The sequence below is a fragment of the Mycobacterium sp. NGS24 genome (assembly GCF_059813065.1).
In genome coordinates this window covers 93,086-110,455 of record NZ_JCALDW010000005.1, presented here as the reverse complement: position 1 = coordinate 110,455, position 17,370 = coordinate 93,086, and the positions used below count along the sequence as shown (strand labels likewise).

General features: G+C 67.0%; 15 protein-coding genes and 1 pseudogene. 8 read left to right on the top strand and 8 right to left on the bottom strand.

The window, feature by feature from the left end; genetic code table 11:
- Positions 1–2: 2 nt before the first annotated feature.
- Entirely contained in the window at positions 3–563 is a 561-nt protein-coding gene (locus tag AC5Y6Y_RS09540; protein ID WP_463827388.1) for a hypothetical protein, read from the top strand.
- Between the two features lie 83 nt (positions 564–646).
- On the opposite strand, the gene pcrA is transcribed toward AC5Y6Y_RS09540, so the two are convergent.
- Complete coding sequence (pcrA, locus tag AC5Y6Y_RS09535; RefSeq protein WP_499929752.1) at positions 647–2,962, bottom strand: DNA helicase PcrA; 2,316 nt, start codon at positions 2,960–2,962, stop codon at positions 647–649.
- A gap of 229 nt (positions 2,963–3,191) precedes the next feature.
- On the opposite strand from pcrA, the gene AC5Y6Y_RS09530 reads away from it, so the two are divergent.
- The 3 genes from AC5Y6Y_RS09530 (at position 3,192) to pgi (ending at position 6,281) form a co-directional block, all read left to right on the top strand.
- The gene (locus tag AC5Y6Y_RS09530; protein WP_463827386.1) at positions 3,192–3,506 is read left to right on the top strand and encodes a chorismate mutase; all 315 of its coding nucleotides are present in this window, start codon (positions 3,192–3,194) and stop codon (positions 3,504–3,506) included.
- Between the two features lie 107 nt (positions 3,507–3,613).
- The gene (locus AC5Y6Y_RS09525; RefSeq protein WP_499929750.1) at positions 3,614–4,555 is read left to right on the top strand and encodes an esterase family protein; all 942 of its coding nucleotides are present in this window, start codon (positions 3,614–3,616) and stop codon (positions 4,553–4,555) included.
- A 67-nt stretch (positions 4,556–4,622) separates the two neighbouring features.
- On the top strand, positions 4,623–6,281 hold the full coding sequence (gene pgi, locus AC5Y6Y_RS09520; protein WP_499929748.1) for a glucose-6-phosphate isomerase: 1,659 nt from the start codon (positions 4,623–4,625) through the stop codon (positions 6,279–6,281).
- 88 nt (positions 6,282–6,369) lie between these two features.
- Here pgi and AC5Y6Y_RS09515 read toward each other — a convergent pair whose 3' ends face one another.
- The 6 genes and pseudogenes from AC5Y6Y_RS09515 to cobF form a co-directional block, all read right to left on the bottom strand.
- Positions 6,370–7,119: an SDR family oxidoreductase gene (locus tag AC5Y6Y_RS09515; protein ID WP_463827383.1), complete on the bottom strand. Its 750-nt coding sequence runs from the start codon at positions 7,117–7,119 to the stop codon at positions 6,370–6,372.
- 18 nt (positions 7,120–7,137) lie between these two features.
- On the bottom strand, positions 7,138–7,605 hold the full coding sequence (locus AC5Y6Y_RS09510) for a zinc finger domain-containing protein (protein ID WP_463827510.1): 468 nt from the start codon (positions 7,603–7,605) through the stop codon (positions 7,138–7,140).
- Between the two features lie 153 nt (positions 7,606–7,758).
- Positions 7,759–8,001, bottom strand: a pseudogene (locus AC5Y6Y_RS09505) (DNA-formamidopyrimidine glycosylase family protein); the annotation flags it as partial.
- A 15-nt stretch (positions 8,002–8,016) separates the two neighbouring features.
- Positions 8,017–9,525 (bottom strand): PE family protein, encoded by a 1,509-nt coding sequence (locus AC5Y6Y_RS09500; protein WP_499929746.1) that lies wholly within the window; start codon positions 9,523–9,525, stop codon positions 8,017–8,019.
- 117 nt (positions 9,526–9,642) lie between these two features.
- Entirely contained in the window at positions 9,643–11,403 is a 1,761-nt protein-coding gene (locus AC5Y6Y_RS09495; protein WP_499924744.1) for a PE family protein, read from the bottom strand.
- A 194-nt stretch (positions 11,404–11,597) separates the two neighbouring features.
- A complete protein-coding gene (gene cobF / locus AC5Y6Y_RS09490; RefSeq protein WP_499929744.1) occupies positions 11,598–12,350 on the bottom strand; it encodes a precorrin-6A synthase (deacetylating) in 753 nt (250 codons plus the stop codon).
- 138 nt (positions 12,351–12,488) lie between these two features.
- Here cobF and AC5Y6Y_RS09485 point away from each other — a divergent pair, with 138 nt between their 5' ends.
- The 4 genes from AC5Y6Y_RS09485 (at position 12,489) to AC5Y6Y_RS09470 (ending at position 16,531) form a co-directional block, all read left to right on the top strand.
- A complete protein-coding gene (locus tag AC5Y6Y_RS09485) occupies positions 12,489–13,394 on the top strand; it encodes an AurF N-oxygenase family protein (protein WP_499929742.1) in 906 nt (301 codons plus the stop codon).
- Positions 13,395–13,591: 197 nt separating this feature from the next.
- Positions 13,592–14,524 (top strand): DUF4873 domain-containing protein, encoded by a 933-nt coding sequence (locus AC5Y6Y_RS09480; protein WP_499929897.1) that lies wholly within the window; start codon positions 13,592–13,594, stop codon positions 14,522–14,524.
- A gap of 371 nt (positions 14,525–14,895) precedes the next feature.
- Positions 14,896–15,660: an STAS domain-containing protein gene (locus AC5Y6Y_RS09475; RefSeq protein WP_463827378.1), complete on the top strand. Its 765-nt coding sequence runs from the start codon at positions 14,896–14,898 to the stop codon at positions 15,658–15,660.
- A 1-nt stretch (position 15,661) separates the two neighbouring features.
- Positions 15,662–16,531 carry a TIGR03619 family F420-dependent LLM class oxidoreductase gene (locus AC5Y6Y_RS09470; protein WP_499924748.1) on the top strand — a complete coding sequence of 290 codons (870 nt, stop codon included), beginning with the start codon at positions 15,662–15,664 and terminating at the stop codon, positions 16,529–16,531.
- Positions 16,532–16,534: 3 nt separating this feature from the next.
- Here the strand turns inward: AC5Y6Y_RS09470 and AC5Y6Y_RS09465 are convergent, their stop codons facing one another.
- On the bottom strand, positions 16,535–17,350 hold the full coding sequence (locus AC5Y6Y_RS09465) for an enoyl-CoA hydratase/isomerase family protein (protein WP_499929740.1): 816 nt from the start codon (positions 17,348–17,350) through the stop codon (positions 16,535–16,537).
- Positions 17,351–17,370 lie beyond the last annotated feature (20 nt).

Genomic DNA, 17,370 nt, shown 5'->3' with positions numbered 1-17,370 from the left:
CGGTGAGCGCGCCGACCGACCCTGCCGGACGCGAACCTCCCGAACAGCCACGAACCCGGATCATTCGCCGCGCGCCCACCGAGCCGCTGCCGGTGGTGCCCGACTCAGCGCAGCCCACGCAGATCATCCGGCGTGCGCCATCCTCCGGTGCCGCCGCGGCCCCGGTGGACCCCATTGCCGCGCTGCCCGGTCTCCCGCAGCCCAGCCCCCGTACTGCGGTCGCGGCCGGCGCCGTGAGCATCGTCAGCGGATGGGCCACCTCGGTGGTGGCCACCGACCTGATCGCCGGCTGGTGGCGCACCGACCGGCTGTTCTGCATCGCGGTCGGGTTCCTTGCCCTGGTCTTTGCGATCACCACCGTCTCCGGGGTGATCGCGCTGCTGTTGCGCCGGCCGGTCGGGCGTCACCTGATCACGGCCGGAGCGGTGGTCGCGCTGCTCACTTACCTCGGCGTGTTCATCGCGGGCGCCCGGGTGGCGTGGTTGGTGCACGCGCTGCCGCTGCTGCCGGTCGCCAGCGCGGTCCTGGCGGCACTGCCGGAGACCAAACGGTGGACCGACTGAGCTTCAGCAGCGACGAACGTCTGGCCCGCCGGTGGCCACCGGCGGCAGCCGTCACCTGAATCCGGTCTGTTCCCCGGGGTGGGTCAGAGCTTAGCGATCGGGGCGTGGTTATGCATCAGCTTGACCCGCCCGGCACTGCCGAAATCGATCAACGACATCGCCGATTCGCCGGTGCCGGTCACCTCTTCGACCCGGCCCAGGCCGTACTTGTCGTGCGTCACCCGGTCGCCGGGCTCGAGCACGATGAGCGGGCGCTTGCTCGCACCCGAGCGGGTCGGCGCGGCACGCGGCGTGCCGAACCGGCCCGCACCGCTAACCGGCGCGCTGAACGACGGCTTAGGCGCGGTTCGTCGCCAGTCGATGAGCTGCTGGGGAATCTCGCGCAGGAAGCGCGATTCCGGATTGAGCATCGGCTGCCCCCAGGACGAGCGGACGATGGCCCTGCTCAGGTAGAGCCGCTGCCGGGCCCTGGTGATCCCGACGTAGGCCAGCCGGCGTTCCTCGGACAGCTCGCCCGGGTCATCCAGCGCCCGCATGTGCGGGAACATGCCGTCCTCCCAGCCCGTGACGAACACCACCGGGAACTCCAGCCCCTTGGCGGTGTGCAGCGTCATCAACGTGACCAGACCCGCGCCGTGCTCGGGAATCTCGTCAGTGTCGGCGACCAGGGAGACCCGTTCCAGAAAAGCCGCCAGGATTCCGGTGTCCGGCACGTCCTCGTCGTCGGTGTCGCCTTCGGCTGCCAGTGCCGCCGCGTTTGCCCGATCGATGCTGAATTCGTGTGCGACGCTGACGAGTTCGTTGAGGTTGTCCAACCTCGCGAGCTCCTGCGGATCGGTCGACGACTCCAGCTCGCGGCGGTACCCGGTGCGTTCGAGCACCGCCTCGACCAAGTCGCCGAGATCGTCGTCGAGGTGCCCCCGCAGCTCGTCGAGCAACTCCACGAAGCCGGCGATGCACTTCTCCGCGCGGCTGTTGAGCATCGGCACTTTGCCCGCGGCCGCCGCCTGCAGTGCGTCGGCGAAGCTCGCGCCGGTGTTCTCGGCGTACACCGCCACACACGCCTCGGCGCGGTCACCGATGCCGCGGCGCGGGGTGTTCAGGATGCGCCGCATGCTGACGGCATCGCCGGGATTGTCCAGTACCCGCAGGTAAGCGACGATGTCGCGAATCTCCTTGCGTTCGTAAAAACGAACTCCCCCAACGACTTTGTACGGAATCCCGGCGCGGATGAACACCTCTTCCAGGGATCGCGACGAGTTGTTGGTGCGGTAGAAGACCGCGACGTCGTTGTAGGTGATGTCGCCGCGGTCGGCCAATGCGTCGATTTCGTCGGCGACGAACCTGGCCTCGTCGTGCTCGTTGTCGGCGACGTAACCGACGATCAGTTCACCCTCGCCGGCGTCGGTCCACAGCCGCTTCTCGCGGCGCCCCGTGTTGCGGGCGATCACCGAGTTCGCCGCGGACAGGATGTTCTGCGTCGAGCGGTAATTCTGTTCCAGCAGAATCGTTCTCGCGTCCGGGTAGTCACGTTCGAAGTCTTCGATGTTGCGGATGGTGGCACCGCGGAACGCATAGATCGACTGGTCGGCATCCCCGACGACGCACAACTCCCCGGGTGGCACACCATCCTCGGTGTCGCGACCGACCAGTTCCCGCACCAACATGTACTGCGCGTGGTTGGTGTCCTGGTACTCGTCGACCAGAACGTGGCGGAACCGGCGTCGGTAGTACTGCGCGATGTCGGGGAATGTCTGCAGCACCGCGACGGTCTCGCCGATCAGGTCGTCGAAGTCCAATGCGTTGGCCGCCCGCAGCCGTCGCTGATACTCCCCGAAAACCGATGCCACGGTGCGGGACAGGTCGTCGGACTCGTCGGTGAGGTTGGACACCGCCTGGTGCGGATCGATCAGCTCGTTCTTGAGGTTGGAGATGGCGTTGGCCAGCAGCCGGGGCGAATACCGCTTGATGTCCAGGCCCATGTCGCGGCCGATCATCTGCAGCAGCCGGCGGGAATCATCGGCGTCGTAGATGGAGAAGTTGGAGTTGAGCCCGTCGATCAGCGATGCCTGGTTACGCAAGATCCGCACACACGACGAGTGGAACGTCGACACCCACATGTAGCGGGCCCGCGGACCGACCAGGTTGACCACACGTTCACGCATCTCGGCGGCCGCTTTGTTGGTGAACGTGATCGCCAGGATCTGACCGACGCTCACGCCGCGCTCAGCGACCAGGTAGGCGATGCGGCGGGTGAGCACCGCCGTCTTGCCCGAGCCGGCACCCGCGACGATCAGCAGCGGCGAGCCCTCATGGACCACCGCCTGGCGCTGTTGCTGATTGAGACCGTCGAGCAGTTGCTCGGCTTCGGATTTTGCGTCAGTCGCGTGCACACTCATGTCCGTCCAAACTTACCGCCGCTGCCCGACACCCACGCCCTTCCCGCCACTAATTACCGAGTTTTTGCGTGCGTGCGGCCATTGGTGGCACACTCGGTTGGTGCTCAACGTGCAGCCCCGATTTTTCTACGGGTACCCGTCAGCGGTGCCCGTGGCGTAGCTGCTTTCGCAGAGCCCCGTGGTCCGCTTCGGCGATCGGGGCTCGTCTTTCGTGTGAGGCCCGAACCGGATGAGACCAGACCCACCACCTCACGAAAATGCGGAGATAGCAGAAATGAACACCGAGACCATCGATACCGCAGAGCTCGATATCGACGAATTGCGCGAAGAGATCGACCGGCTCGACGCTGAGATCCTTGCCGCCGTCAAGAGACGCGCCGAGGTGTCCCAGGCGATCGGCAAAGCCCGGATGGCATCCGGCGGCACTCGGCTGGTGCACACCCGGGAGATGAAAGTCATCGAACGCTACAGCGAGTTGGGTCCGGAAGGAAAAGACCTCGCGATGCTGCTGCTGCGTCTGGGCCGGGGACGACTCGGCCACTAATCGGTTACTCCTGCCGTTACATTCGGCAGTTTGCTGATTTGCCCCGGTAAGCTCCGCCGGACATGGCTGCGTCGTCAAGAGCTGCACTTTCACCGTTACGTCGGCTGATGTCGCTATCAGCCGCAGCGTTGCTCGCCGTCACGGGTGGGTTCTCGGCCAGCACGGCGATCGGTTCCGCCTGGTCCCGCCAGGGTCAACCGATCGAGTACCTGATGGTCCCCTCGCCGTCGATGAATCGCCAAGTCAAGGTGGAGTACCAGGGCCGGGCAACCGGCGCGAGCTCGCACGCGGTGTATCTGCTCGACGGGATGCTGGCCCGCGACGACTTCAACGGGTGGGACATCCACCTGCCGGTATTCGAGTGGTTCGGCCAGTCCGGCCTGTCGTTGGTACTGCCCACCGGTGGCATGGCGAGTTTCTATTCCGACTGGTACCGGCCGGCGGTCGGCAACAAGGGCACGTGGACCTACAAATGGGAGACTTTCCTGACCCAGGAGTTGCCGGCCTGGTTAGCGACGAACAAGGGCACCAGCCCCACCGGAAACGCCGTGGTAGGAGCCTCGATGAGCGGCTCAGCGGCATTGATCCTGGCCGCTGATCACCCGCAGAACTTCGTCTATGCCGCGTCGATGTCCGGTTTCCTCAACCTGTCCGCCGGCAATTGGCCCACCTTGCTCACCGCCGCGCAGCTGGGTGCCGGCGGCTTTCGCTCCGACGCCATGTGGGGGCCCGCCGGTGACCCCGCGTGGGCCGATCACGACCCCACGGTCAACGCCGCCAAGCTGGCCGCCAACAACACCCGCATCTGGATCTACACCGGCAACGGTGGCGAGTCAGACCTGGGCACCAAGCTGGACGCCAGCCTGCTGGAAAGCGCTACCCGCATCAGCAACAAGGTCTTCGCGGCCCGCTACAAACTCAAGGGCGGCCACAACGGCGTATTCAATTTCCCCGCCAACGGCACGCACACCTGGCAGTACTGGGGAGAGCAGTTGCAGGCGATGCTGCCGGATCTGCAGCAGGTGCTAGGCAGCACGCCCGCACGCTGAGAGGTCTCTGGCTGCAGATCGCCGGATGAGTCTCGGGCCCTGACCGTCCCGGCACTAGGGTCGACTTATGACCTCCGCGCCATCAGACATCACCGCCACCCCGGCCTGGGACGCCCTGCGCAAGCACCATGATCAGATCGGAGAAACCCACTTACGGCAGTTCTTCGACGACGATCCGGACCGCGGTCGCGAGCTCACCCTGACGGTGGGAGACCTCTACATCGACTACAGCAAGCATCGGATCACCGGCGAGACGGTCGGACTGCTGATCGACCTCGCGCGCACAGCCAAGCTCGAGGAGCGCCGGGACGCCATGTTCGCCGGTGAGCGCATCAACACCTCGGAGGATCGGGCGGTGCTGCACACCGCGCTGCGGTTGCCGCGTAATGCCGACCTGATCGTCGGGGACCAGAACGTGGTCAGGGATGTCCGCGAAGTGCTGGACGCGATGGGCGACTTCACCGACCGGCTGCGTACCGGGGACTGGAAAGGTGCCACCGGCGAGCGGATCCGCACCGTGGTCAACATCGGCATCGGCGGTTCCGACCTGGGCCCGGTGATGGTGTACCAGGCACTGCGCCACTACGCCGACGCGGGCATCTCGGCCCGCTTCGTCTCCAACGTGGATCCCGCCGACCTGGTCGGTGTACTGGCCGACTTAGACCCTGCCACAACACTTTTCATCGTCGCGTCGAAGACCTTTTCCACTCTCGAAACGCTGACCAACGCGACGGCGGCCCGCCGCTGGCTCACCGACAAACTCGGGGATGCCGCGGTGGCAAAGCATTTCGTGGCCGTGTCCACCAACAAGCGTCTCGTCGACGAATTCGGGATCAACACCGACAACATGTTCGGTTTCTGGGACTGGGTGGGTGGCCGCTACTCGGTGGATTCCGCGATCGGGTTGTCGGTGATGGCGGTGATCGGCCGAGAAGCGTTCGCGGACTTCCTGTCCGGATTTCACATCGTCGACGAACATTTCCGGACGGCACCGCTGGACGCCAATGCGCCTGCGCTGCTTGGGCTTATCGGGCTGTGGTACAACAACTTCTTCGGCGCCCAGTCGCGGGTGGTACTGCCCTACGCCGACGATCTGGCGCGGTTCGCGGCCTATCTGCAGCAGCTGACCATGGAGTCGAACGGCAAGTCGACGCGCGCCGACGGCACTCCGGTCACCACCGACACCGGCGAAATCTATTGGGGCGAGCCGGGAACCAACGGCCAGCACGCGTTCTACCAGTTGCTGCACCAGGGCACCCGACTCATACCTGCCGACTTCATCGGCTTCAGTCAGCCCCTCGACGACCTGCCGACAGCAGAAGGCGACGGCAGCATGCACGATCTGTTGATGAGCAACTTCTTCGCCCAGACCCAGGTTCTGGCATTCGGCAAGACGGCTGAGGAGATCGCTCAGGAGGGCGCCCCGGCCGAGGTGGTGCCGCACAAGGTGATGCCCGGCAACCGGCCGTCGACCTCGATCCTGGGCACCCGGTTGACACCGTCGGTGCTGGGCCAGCTGATCGCGCTCTACGAGCACCAAGTCTTCACCGAGGGTGTCATCTGGGGCATCGATTCCTTCGACCAGTGGGGTGTGGAACTGGGTAAGACGCAGGCCAAGGCGCTGATCCCGGTACTCACCAGCAACGAATCCCCGGCCAAGCAGTCGGACAGCTCCACCGACGCGTTGGTGCGCCGCTACCGCGCCGAGCGGGGCCGCGCGGAATAGCGATTCGCCTGCTGTTGCGCCGAGTGTGCATCCCACGACGCGACACGCCGCTCAGGTGTCGTGGCTTGCACAGTGGGCCTCAGGAGGGTCAGGCGAAGCGCTTGGTCAGCGGTGGTGGCATCACCCGCAGCAGCTGGACCAGCGGTGCCCACGGCCAGCGCGGCACCACGGCGCGACCCGGCTCGCGTTCGATGGCGGCGACGAGTGCCTTGACGCCGGTTTCGTTGTCCACCATCAACATTGTGCTGTTGGATTTGGCCGTCATCTCCGACTCGATGTAGCCCGGCTCGATGGAGGTCACCCTGATGGGACCTTTGGCGTACTCGGCGCGCAGCGACTCGCCCAGCGACGTCAGCCCAGCCTTGCTGGCGCAGTAGGCGGCTTTGACGCCCGGCACACCGCGGTTGCCCAGCACCGAGGAGATGAGCACCAGGTGACCGGATCCGCTCTTGTTGAAGATCTCCAGCGCGGTCTCGATCTGCACCAGCGCAGCGATCAAATTGGTCTCCAGCGTCGCCTTGTTCGCCCACACCTTGCCCGAGCCCAGCTTGGCGCCCTTGCCGATACCGGCATTGACGATTACCCGGTCGATACCGCCCAGCGCGTCGCTGAGTTCGGCGAACACCTTCGGCACCTGTTCGTGGTCGTTGACATCCAGCGCCGCCAGCGCGATCTTGACCGACGGATACTGCTGCGACAGTTCGGCTTTCAATTCCTCGAGCCGGTCGGTGCGGCGGGCACACAAGGCCAGGTCGCGGCCTTTGGCGGCGAAGGCGCGGGCCATGCCGGCGCCCAGGCCGGAGCTGGCTCCGGTGATCAGGATTCTCTGGCGAGTCACCCGGGCAGCATATCGGGGCTATTTGAGCAGCCGGGACATGCGCCGGTCGGCCAGCACTTTGCCGCCGGTCTGACAGGTCGCACAGTATTGAAAAGACTTGTCCGCGAACGACACTTCGCGCACGGTGTCGCCGCAGACCGGGCAGGGCAGTCCGGTGCGGGCGTGTACCCGCAGCCCAGAGCGCTTCTCTCCTTTGAGCATGGCAGCGCCCTGCCCGACGGACCGGCTCACCGCGTCGGTGAGGACGGAAATCATCGCGTCGTGCAGGACGGTGAGCTGCTCGTCGGACAGTTTCGCCGCGGTCGCGAACGGTGAGATCCGCGCGACGTGCAGGATCTCGTCGCTGTAGGCGTTGCCGATGCCGGCGATCACCTTCTGGTCGGTGATGACGGTCTTGATCCGCCCGGTGTTGCCGGCCAGGATGCGGGCCAGGTCATCGGGGCCGAGTTCGAGCGCATCGGGTCCGAGTGCGGCGATCTGCGGCACCTGCCGGGGATCGTTGACCAGCCAGACCGCGAGCCGTTTCTGGGTGCCGGCTTCGGTGAGGTCGAAGCCTGGCGCCGTACCGGGGGTGCCCAGATGCACCCGCAGCGCGATCGGCCCCTTGCCCGGCCGTAACGGAGCCGCGGCCAGTTTGTCCGACCAGCGCAGCCAGCCGGCCCGCGACAAATGCGTGATCAGCCAGAGGTCGCCGGCCTGCAGGCCCAGGTACTTGCCCCACCGGCCGGCGGTGACGACGGCGCGGCCGTGCAGCGCGTTGACGGGCGGATCGAAGGTCTTGAGCACACTCAGCGCGGCGACGTCGACCCGGCCGACGGTCAAGCCGACGGCATGCCGGCGCAGATGATCAGCCAGCGCTTCGATCTCGGGGAGTTCGGGCACCGGTCCAGTGTGCCCCTACAGGGGCGCGCCCGGTGTTCCGGCGGTCCCCGAAATCAAACCCATATTGCCGCCGGCAGCCGGCGGGTTGCCGTGACCGCCACGGCCGCCGTTGCCGTACAAGCTGGCGTTGCCACCCTGGCCGCCGCTGCCGTTGGCGCCGGTGTTGCCGATATACGTCGTGCCATTCACCGTTCGCTGGCCCGGGACCCCTCCCTTGCCGCCATCGCCGCCATCGCCGCCGTTGCCGATCAACCCTGACGCCCCACCCGCGGCTCCGGAGCCGGCGAGGCCACCATTGCCGGGCACGGGAGTGATGGCGGCGCCGCCCGGGTTGCCCCCTTGTCCACCGCCTCCACCGAATCCGCCGGCACCGCCGTCGCCGAGGAAGTAGCCACCCCGGCCGCCAAGTCCGCCGTTGCCACCGGCACCGCCGTCGCCTCCGTCGTAAGACGTCGCACCGACACTGACACCGGCCGCACCGAGGCCCCCATTACCGCCGGCACCTCCCCTGCCAAACAACCCGGCGTTGCCTCCGGCTCCGGCCCTCAGACCGGCCGATCCACCATTGGCACCGTCAACTGCCGGAATCCCGCTGGTGTTGGCGCCGCCACCAGCACCGCTGTCCCCGCCTCGACCGCCGTTGCCGGATAGCCATCCGCTTTGACCACCGTCGCCGCCCAGGCCGCCGGTCCCGCCGGTGCCCGCCACCGCGGAAGGACTGTGACTTGTCGCGCCGGTTGCCTGCCCGCCGGCACCGCCGGCCGCCCCGCGGCCACCGTCGCCGAAGAACAAGCCACCGCGACCACCGGCCCCGCCGTTGCCGCCGACTCCGCCGTTGGCTCCAGATCCCCCACTGCCGCTGCTGAATTCAGTCGCGTTTCCCCCGACGCCGCCGAGTCCGCCGCTGCCGCCGTTGCCCCACAGCCAACCGCCGGCACCTCCGACGCCACCGTTGCCACCGGCCAGGCCCGCCGAACCCGCAGTGGCACCGTTGGCACCCGCTCCACCGGCTCCGCCTGACCCGCCGCTGCCGAAGAAGCCAGCTGAGCCGCCGTTGCCACCGCTTTGGCCGGCCGCGCCGATCGCACCGTTCCCGCCGTTGCCCCAGAGGATGCCGCCGTCCTGACCGTTGGCTCCGGGGGTGGCGCCGTTGGCGCCATTGCCGATCAGCGGACGGTTCAGCAACGCCATCGTGGGCGCGTTGACAGCGCCGAGCACTTCCTGCTCCGCCGTCTGCAACACATTGGCCGCCTCAGCGGCCGCGTACTGCGCCGCACCACCGCTCATCAACTGGACAAACTGCTGGTGAAACTGCGCCGCCTGGGCACTCAGGGCCTGGTAAGCCTGGGCGTGGGCACCGAACATCGCGGCGATGGCCACCGACACCTCGTCCGCGCCGGCGGCGAGCACGCTCGACGTGGGGAACGCGGCAGCCAGATTCGCCTGGCTGATTGTCGATCCCGCACCGGCCAGATCGGACGCGGCTGCCGCGACCAGTTCCGTGGCAGCGTTCACAAACGACACAAGCGGACCTCCTCAACCGATCCGCATGCTACGGCGATCAAGGATGATGTGTGGGCCGATTCGCCTGAATTCGTTCGCGCTTAACAGAATTCGGCGCCACATCGTTCGCTTTGCGAACTAGGTCTGACCCGGCTGTCCGTTCTGGCCGAACAGCGCGCCACCAGTGCCAGCCCGGCCACCCGGCTGCCCATTGGCGCCGTCGCCGCCGTCACCGCCGTTGCCGATCAGCTGTGCATTACCGCCGCTGCCGCCGCGTCCGTCCGGACCGATGCCCACCGGGCCGGCGTTGCCCCCGGCACCCCCGTCGCCGTAGAACAGACCGCCGTCGCCACCGTTTCCGCCGTTACTGCTCGAAGCCAGGACGCTGCCGCTGCCCGTGGTACCGCCGGCGCCCCCCGCGCCGCCGCGACCGACCAACGCGGCGTCTCCACCGTCACCGCCGTTGCCGCCGGGCGCCGCGAAGCTGGGACCGGTACCGAAGAAGTTTCCGCCGTTGCCGCCGCCGCCGCCGTTCCCGGCGCTGCCGAACAGGCCGGCCGAGCCACCGTCACCGCCGAAGCCGCCGCGGGCACCGGAACCGGAAAGCGACGGATTCGTAGCCAGCCCGCCGGTACCGCCGGTCCCGCCGCGGCCGCCGTCGGCGCCGTTTCCGTAGAGCCAACCACCCCTGCCACCTTGACCACCGAGCGCGCCCTCGCCGCCGTCACCACCGGTGTTCGTGCCGAGTGCGCCGTTGCCGCCCAGCCCGCCGTTGCCGCCGGCACCACCGTTACCGAAGAAGCCGGCGTCGCCACCCCTGCCGCCCAGCACGCCGGTGTTCGAACCGCCATGCGCGCCAACAAGTACCGCGGGGCTGTTGTCCAGGCCGTTGCCGGCGTCGCCGCTGTTGCCACCCGCGCCCCCGTCACCGGAGAACAGGCCGGCCCGCGCGCCGTCGCCACCGGAACCACCGGCTCCGGCTTCGCCCCCGAATGAGCTGGACGTCAGAGCGCCGGTGCTGGCGCCGCCCTTGCCACCATCTCCTCCGGCGCCGCCATTGCCGACCAGCAGTCCCGCGCGACCGCCGACTCCACCGTCACCGCCCTGTCCCCCGTTGTTGCCTGCGCCGGACGGGCCGGCATCGCTGGCTTGGCCGCCGACACCACCGGCACCACCGGCTCCGCCGGCGCCGGTGAAGAACCCGCCGGCACCACCGGCGCCACCGTCACCTGCCGCACCACCGGCTTGACCAGGGGCGCCGATTCCGCCGTTGCCGCCGAAACCGCCACTACCGCCCGCGCCGTAGAGCCAGCCGCCGGTACCGCCGGTGCCGCCGGTGCCGCCAGCCACGCTGGCGACTCCGGTCATTCCGATCCCACCGGCTCCGCCGCGGCCGCCGTTACCCAACAAGCCCGCGTTTCCGCCATTGCCACCGCTCTGGCCGACGCCACCGGTTGCACCGTTGCCGCCATTCCCCCAAAGGATGCCGCCGTCCCTGCCATCGGCTCCGGCGGTCGCGCCGTCCGCGCCGTTACCCACCAGTGGACGGTTGAACAGCGCCATAGCCGGTGCGTTAACAGCACCGAGGACGTTTTCTTCGAGGGACTGCGTGCTCACGTTAAGGGCTTCAGCAGCGGCGTATTGCGTCGCTCCGCCGCTCATCAGTTGCACGAACTGCTCGTGAAAGAGCGCCGCCTGGGCACTGAGTTGCTGGTAGGCCTGGGCGTGCGCGCCGAAGAGCGCGGCGATCGCCGTGGACACGTCATCGGCGCCGGCAGCCAGCACCGACGCTGTGGGCGCGGCCGCGGCCGAGGTGGCGGCGTTGATCGACGAACCGATGCTCGCCAAGTCCGTTGCCGCAGCAGTGACCCACTCCGGCTGAGCGAACACGTAGGACATACGCCGACCCTTCTCAACCCTACGACGAGCCCGCGATTAGGCACGTGTTTAGCACACTAGAGGGGATCGTAACCCGTCACCCGGAATCCGGAGCACGTGTTCTTGCCGACACGTCAAATTCGCGGCAGGAAATCCGCGACGCACCAGCCGGCGCAGCTGTACAGAAGTGTCGACGGGGCCTTGCACGCCAACGGCTAAGCCGGTTGGCCGGGGGGCCGCAACAGATAGGTATCCATGATCCAGCCGTGCCGCGCTCGGGCCTGCGTGCGCTGCTCGAGGATGCGCGCGCCCACCTCGCCGACGGGTCCCGCCATCAGCATCTCGTCCGCGGTCCCCAGGTACGCGCCCCACCAGATCCAGGTGTCGGGCGCACAGGTCTGGAACGAGCAGTCCGCGTCGAGCATCACCACGGCCGCACCGGTCAGCCCGTGGGCACGCAACTGCCGACCGGTGGTGACGAGCACCGGTTCGCCGACGTCGTTGAGCGGAATGCGGTGACGCGCGGTGAGTGCCTGTATCGCGGTGATGCCGGGTATCACGTCGTAGCTGATCTGCACCTCGGCGGCGACGAGATCCAGGATGCGCAGTGTGCTGTCGTAGAGCGACGGATCACCCCAGGCCAGGAAGGCTCCGACGCCGTCGGGCTCCAGTTCTTCGGCGATGGCAGCCGCCCAGAGCCGGGCGCGCGCCGCGTGCCAGTCCGACACGGCGGCCCGGTAGTCGGTGGCGGTGGATCGCCGCGGATCCGGCAGCTGGACGAACCGATACCCGGGCTCGCGGATGAACCGCGCGCAGATCTGCTGGCGCAGCGCGACCAGGTCGCTCTTGGCCTCTCCCTTGTCCATCGCGAAGAACACCTGGGTGTCGTTGAGCGCCTCGATTGCCTGGACGGTCACGTAGTCGGGGTCGCCGGCACCGATCCCGATCACATGGATGTGCCGACTCATGCAGCTCAACCTAATTGAGACCGCGCGCCATCTACCGGGGACCGTCGGTACCCGGTACCGTGGGTATTGACTAGAGAATGTGATCTGCCTAACGTCTGAATCAGCCCCCGGCCACCGGGACACGAAGGGACGCCAACGATGACCACTGCGGTGCGACCAAGCGGACCGAGTCGCGAAGAATTCTCCGAGCGTCTGCTCAAAGGGTCGGTCAAGAAGTCTTACGAACCGGTCGTCGACATCGACTGGGACGCTCCCCTGGACCCGGACAAGTTCTTTCTGCCCGCCAAGCTGGTGTCGCTGTACGGCACACCGATGTGGGAGGAGATGTCCCGCCAGCAGCAGATCGAACTGTCCCGTCAGGAACTGGTCAACACGCTATCGGCCGGTATCTGGTTCGAGAACATGCTCAACCAGTCGCTGCTGCGCACCATCCTGCACGAGGACCCCACCAGCCGGTCCACGCATTACAAGCTGACCGAACTGGGCGACGAAACCCGCCACATGGTGATGTTCGGCAAGGCCATCGAGCGTATCGGCGCAAAACCGGTGCGGCCCACCCGGTTTCATCGCTACATCATCAATCTGCTGCCGCTGGCGTTTCAGCGCGGCTCGATGCTGTGGGTGGCCGCGCTGATCGGTGAGGAGATCTTCGACTCGCTGCAGCGGCAGATGATGGACGACCCCGAACTGCAACCGATCATCCAGCGGCTGATGCGGATTCACGTCACCGAAGAGGCCCGCCACATTCAGTTCGCGCGCGACGGTGCCCGCAAACGGGTTGCCGAGATGCCGCGGCGCAACCGGTGGTTCATGGCCAACATCAACGGTCTCGGCGGATATTTCTTCAACTACCTGTTCAGCAACCGCGTGCAGTACGCGCGCGCCGGCCTGGACGTCAAACGGGCACGACACCTCGCCCGCACCAGCGCACACCGCCGAGAGGTTCAACAGGCCGGATTCGCGCCGCTGGCAGCGTTTTTGACCGAGGTAGGCCTGATGGGCCCGATCGCGCGCCGCGGCTGGAAACGCAGCAGGTTTCTGTGACACTGGTCGTCGGAGCGGGCGCCGCCGACCTCGCCTCCACGCTGCACACCGCCGGTCTCACCGAGGTCGCGACGCTCGAGGCCGAGATCTCGCATTCTGAGTTTCACGACGACGCGTGGGTGCTGCACACCGCGGCCGGCGAGCACGTCCGAGCTGATGTGGTCATTGCCACGAACCCCCGTTTGTTCGTCCCGTGGGTGCCGGACATCAATGGCCGCAACGACTTTCAAGGCGAGTCTTTCCATGCGGCAGCCTGGGACCCCCGGTTCCGCCCGGCCGGCAAGTCCATTGCACTGGTGGGCACCGACTCCTGGGCCGCGCACCGCCTCAGCCAACTTGTCCGAGCCGCGGGAACGGTGACCGTGTTCGCGCACGCGCCCCGGCGCATGGTCTCCAGCGCCCGGCCCTGGACGCCGCCCTGGCGCCGCCGCCCACAGCCCGGACCACCAGTGGTGACGTCGGCGATCGACGCCATCACGGCGACAACCATCCGGACCCGCGACGGCGTCGAGCACCCGGTCGACGCGATCATCTACGGCACCGGATTCGCAATCGGTGACCAGGCGGCGGTCGGTGAGTCCGTCCGCGACAACTGGGTCGACGGGATGGAACCCTTCCACGGCGTGGCCGTGCGCGGTCTGCCCAACTACTTCTTCCTCACCGGGCCGGACACCGCGGCGCAGGCGCGCTACGTCGCTTCCTGCCTCGACGTCATGAAGCGCACCGGCAGCCGTCGTATCGAGGTGCGCCGTTCCAGCCAGCAGGTGTTCAACGAGCGGGTCCAACTCGCTCCGGCCCAGCCCCCCGCGGTGCTCGGAGCGTTCGACACATTCGACTTGTCGTCGAGCGCACCCGACTACGAGGACACCTACGACGGCGCCGCGACGCTGGAGATCGGCGGCGCCCGCTATCCGGTGCGCGTCCGCCTGGTCGGTCACCTCGACCCACTCGACGGCAACTACCACTGGCAAGGGACCGTGCTGGACGCGGTGCCCGACTCCCTCACACGGGCGCGGGCGGTCACGCTGAGCGTTGGCCAGCACAGCGTGCCCGCCCGCATCGTCGAACAGACACCCTGGGGCACCCACTCGGTCGCCGGCGTGGGCACACCCCCGTACGCACTGGCCTGAGACTCTGGGCGTCCTACCGGCGATTCGTGGGCCGGGGATTGACTGTCGGCGACGCTGGGTAATTAGCCATAGGTGTGCGCGCTGGGCAGCAACGATGAGTTCGGCGCAGCAGCGTTCGGGCGCCAGGCACGACATAGCGAGGCGGACCGGTTTCGCACCGGATACTGCTTCGCGGTCTTCGATGTCCGACCCGTTCCCCTTTCGCAATGGGGGATGTTTACCCGAAGATGGAGCTCTCAATGTCGCGGCAAGGCCGGTGACGTGGGGGACCAGTAGACGGCGGGGAAGGTGTTCAAGGAGCGGGACATGGAACCGGATGACATGGCGCAATCGGCACGCGACCTGAGGGTCCGCTGCCAGGGAGGGACCATATGAGTTCGGTGGCGAAATCGTCCAACTCCCTCGCGGTGGTATCTCGGGCCGAGGAATCAGTGGTGTTGTTGACCGCCGACGGCGTGCTCGACGCCAAGAACACCGCCGAGCTGCGTGACGCGGTCACCAGAGCCACCCTTGACGTGCCCACCGCGGTCATCGTCGACGTCAACGCCCTGCAAGTTCCCGACGAGGCAGGCTGGTCGGTGTTCACCAGCGCGCGCTGGAATATGGACGCCCGCCCCGACGTGCCGATCGTGCTGGTCGCCGCGAACCGCGCCACCCGCGAGGCGATCGAGCGCAGCGGAGCGGCCCGCTTCATGCCGGTCTATCCGACGGAGAAGGGAGCCACTAAGGCCGTCACCCGACTTGGGCGCCGCAAGCTGCACCACGCGCAGGCCAAGCTGCCGGCCAATCTGACCAGCCTTCGCGAGTCTCGCCAGCTGGTCCGCGAGTGGCTCACCAACTGGTCGAAACCGGGACTGATCCCCGTCGCACTCGTGGTGGTCAACGTGTTCATCGAAAACGTGCTGGAACACACCGGCAGCGAACCGATGATGAGGATCGAGTGCGACGGCCAGGCGGCGACCATCGCGGTGTCCGACACCAGCACCGCGCCCGCGCTTCGCCTGGCAGCCCCGCCCAAAGGTATCGATGTGTCCGGTCTGGCCATTGTCGACGCGTTGTCGCGTGCCTGGAGCAGCACGCCGACATCGACGGGCAAGACGGTCTGGGCGATCATCGGTCCCGAAAACCAGCTCTGAGATGCGGTTCAGTTACGCGGAGTCGTTGACCGACCCGCAGTTTTACATTCCCCTGGCCAAAGCAGCGGAAGCAGCCGGCTACCACAGCATGACCATTGCCGACAGCCTCGCCTACCCCTTCGAGTCGGACTCGAAGTATCCGTACACGCCCGACGGCAGCCGCGAGTTCCTGGACGGCAAGGAAATCGTCGAAACCTTCGTGTTGACAGCTGCTTTGAGTGCGGTGACGACGACGCTGCGGTTCAACTTCTTCGTCCTGAAGTTGCCGGTGCGGCACCCGGCGCTCACCGCCAAGCAGGCCGGTTCACTGGCGGTGTTGAACGGCAACCGGCTCGGTCTGGGCGTGGGCACCAGCCCGTGGCCCGAAGACTACGAGCTGATGGGTATTCCATTTGCCAAGCGCGGCAAACGAATCGATGAATGTATCGAGATCGTCCAAGGCCTGACCACCGGCGACTATTTCGAGTTCCACGGCGAGTTCTACGACATCCCCAAGACCAAGATGAGTCCCGCACCCACTCAACCGATCCCGATCCTGGTGGGCGGACATGCCGACGCCGCGCTGCGCCGGGCTGCCCGCCTGGACGGCTGGATGCACGGCGGCGGCAGCGATCCCGACGAACTGGACCGACTCATTGCCCGGGTCAAACAGTTTCGTGACGAAGCAGGACAGACTGGACCGTTCGAAATTCACGTCATCTCGGCGGACGCCTACACCGTCGACGGCATCAAACGACTGGAAGACAAGGGCGTCACCGATGTGATCGTCGGGTTCCGCTGGCCCTACGTTGAGGGACCCGACCCCGAACCGTTGCAGACCAAGATCAAGAACCTGGAGAAGTACGCCGAGAAAGTGATGTCGAAAGTCTAAGTTTCACAACGTATCCCAATTTGGCGCCCGCTTCTCGCGATGCGCCTTGGCCGCTTCGGCAGGGTTGTTGGTAAAGCCGGTCAGGATCTGGGTGCGGTTCTCGATCTCGATCGCATGCCGCAGGCTCGGTGCATCCAGTGCCGCGTTCAGGCCGATCTTGGTCTGCCACACACCGAATGCGTTGTTGCCGGCGATCTCGCGGGCTTTGTTCACAGCGGCGGCCATCAGATCCTCGGCGGGCACCACCTCGTGCACCAGCTTGATGCGGTACGCCTCGTCGGCGTCGATCATCCGCCCGGTCAGCATCAGTTCCCGCGCCACCCCGGCACCGACGATCTTCGGCAACAGGTAACTGGTGCCCATGTCCATCGAGGAAAAGCCGGCCTTGATGAAGGCGGAACCGAATTGCGCTGTCTCCGAAGCGATCCGGATGTCGGAGTGCAACGCGAACGCCAGCCCACCGCCCACCGCGACGCCGTTGACCGCGGCGATCACCGGGATCGGCAGCTCGTAGAGACGGGTGAACAGGTCCGCCAGTCGCACCTGCGCGTCGTAGCTGACCTTGAAACCCGGAGTCGACGGTTTGACCTCGGTCCACGCTTCGCCGGTACCGCTCAGGTCGGCGCCGGCGCAGAAACCGCGCCCGGCCCCGGTCAGGATCGCCACCCGGTGCTCACCGCTGCTCAGGACATCCAGGGCGTGGTCGGTGGCGTTGATCAACGACCCGTCGATCGCATTCAGCAGCCTGGGCCGGTTGAGGGTGACACAGGCGATGCCGTCGTCGATGGTTTCCAGCAGCACTGCGGGTTCGGATGCCATACCGGAACGGTAGGCGACTG

Excerpts from the sequence above, each read along its gene's own strand:
- AC5Y6Y_RS09485 (WP_499929742.1), top strand. The coding sequence starts at position 12,489 with ATGACCACTGCGGTGCGACCAAGCGGACCGAGTCGCGAAGAATTCTCC.
- AC5Y6Y_RS09475 (WP_463827378.1), top strand. The coding sequence starts at position 14,896 with ATGAGTTCGGTGGCGAAATCGTCCAACTCCCTCGCGGTGGTATCTCGG.
- pgi (WP_499929748.1), top strand. The coding sequence starts at position 4,623 with ATGACCTCCGCGCCATCAGACATCACCGCCACCCCGGCCTGGGACGCC.
- AC5Y6Y_RS09465 (WP_499929740.1), bottom strand. The coding sequence starts at position 17,350 with ATGGCATCCGAACCCGCAGTGCTGCTGGAAACCATCGACGACGGCATC.
- pcrA (WP_499929752.1), bottom strand. The coding sequence starts at position 2,962 with ATGAGTGTGCACGCGACTGACGCAAAATCCGAAGCCGAGCAACTGCTC.
- AC5Y6Y_RS09470 (WP_499924748.1), top strand. The coding sequence starts at position 15,662 with ATGCGGTTCAGTTACGCGGAGTCGTTGACCGACCCGCAGTTTTACATT.
- AC5Y6Y_RS09530 (WP_463827386.1), top strand. The coding sequence starts at position 3,192 with ATGAGACCAGACCCACCACCTCACGAAAATGCGGAGATAGCAGAAATG.
- AC5Y6Y_RS09525 (WP_499929750.1), top strand. The coding sequence starts at position 3,614 with ATGTCGCTATCAGCCGCAGCGTTGCTCGCCGTCACGGGTGGGTTCTCG.
- cobF (WP_499929744.1), bottom strand. The coding sequence starts at position 12,350 with ATGAGTCGGCACATCCATGTGATCGGGATCGGTGCCGGCGACCCCGAC.
- AC5Y6Y_RS09495 (WP_499924744.1), bottom strand. The coding sequence starts at position 11,403 with ATGTCCTACGTGTTCGCTCAGCCGGAGTGGGTCACTGCTGCGGCAACG.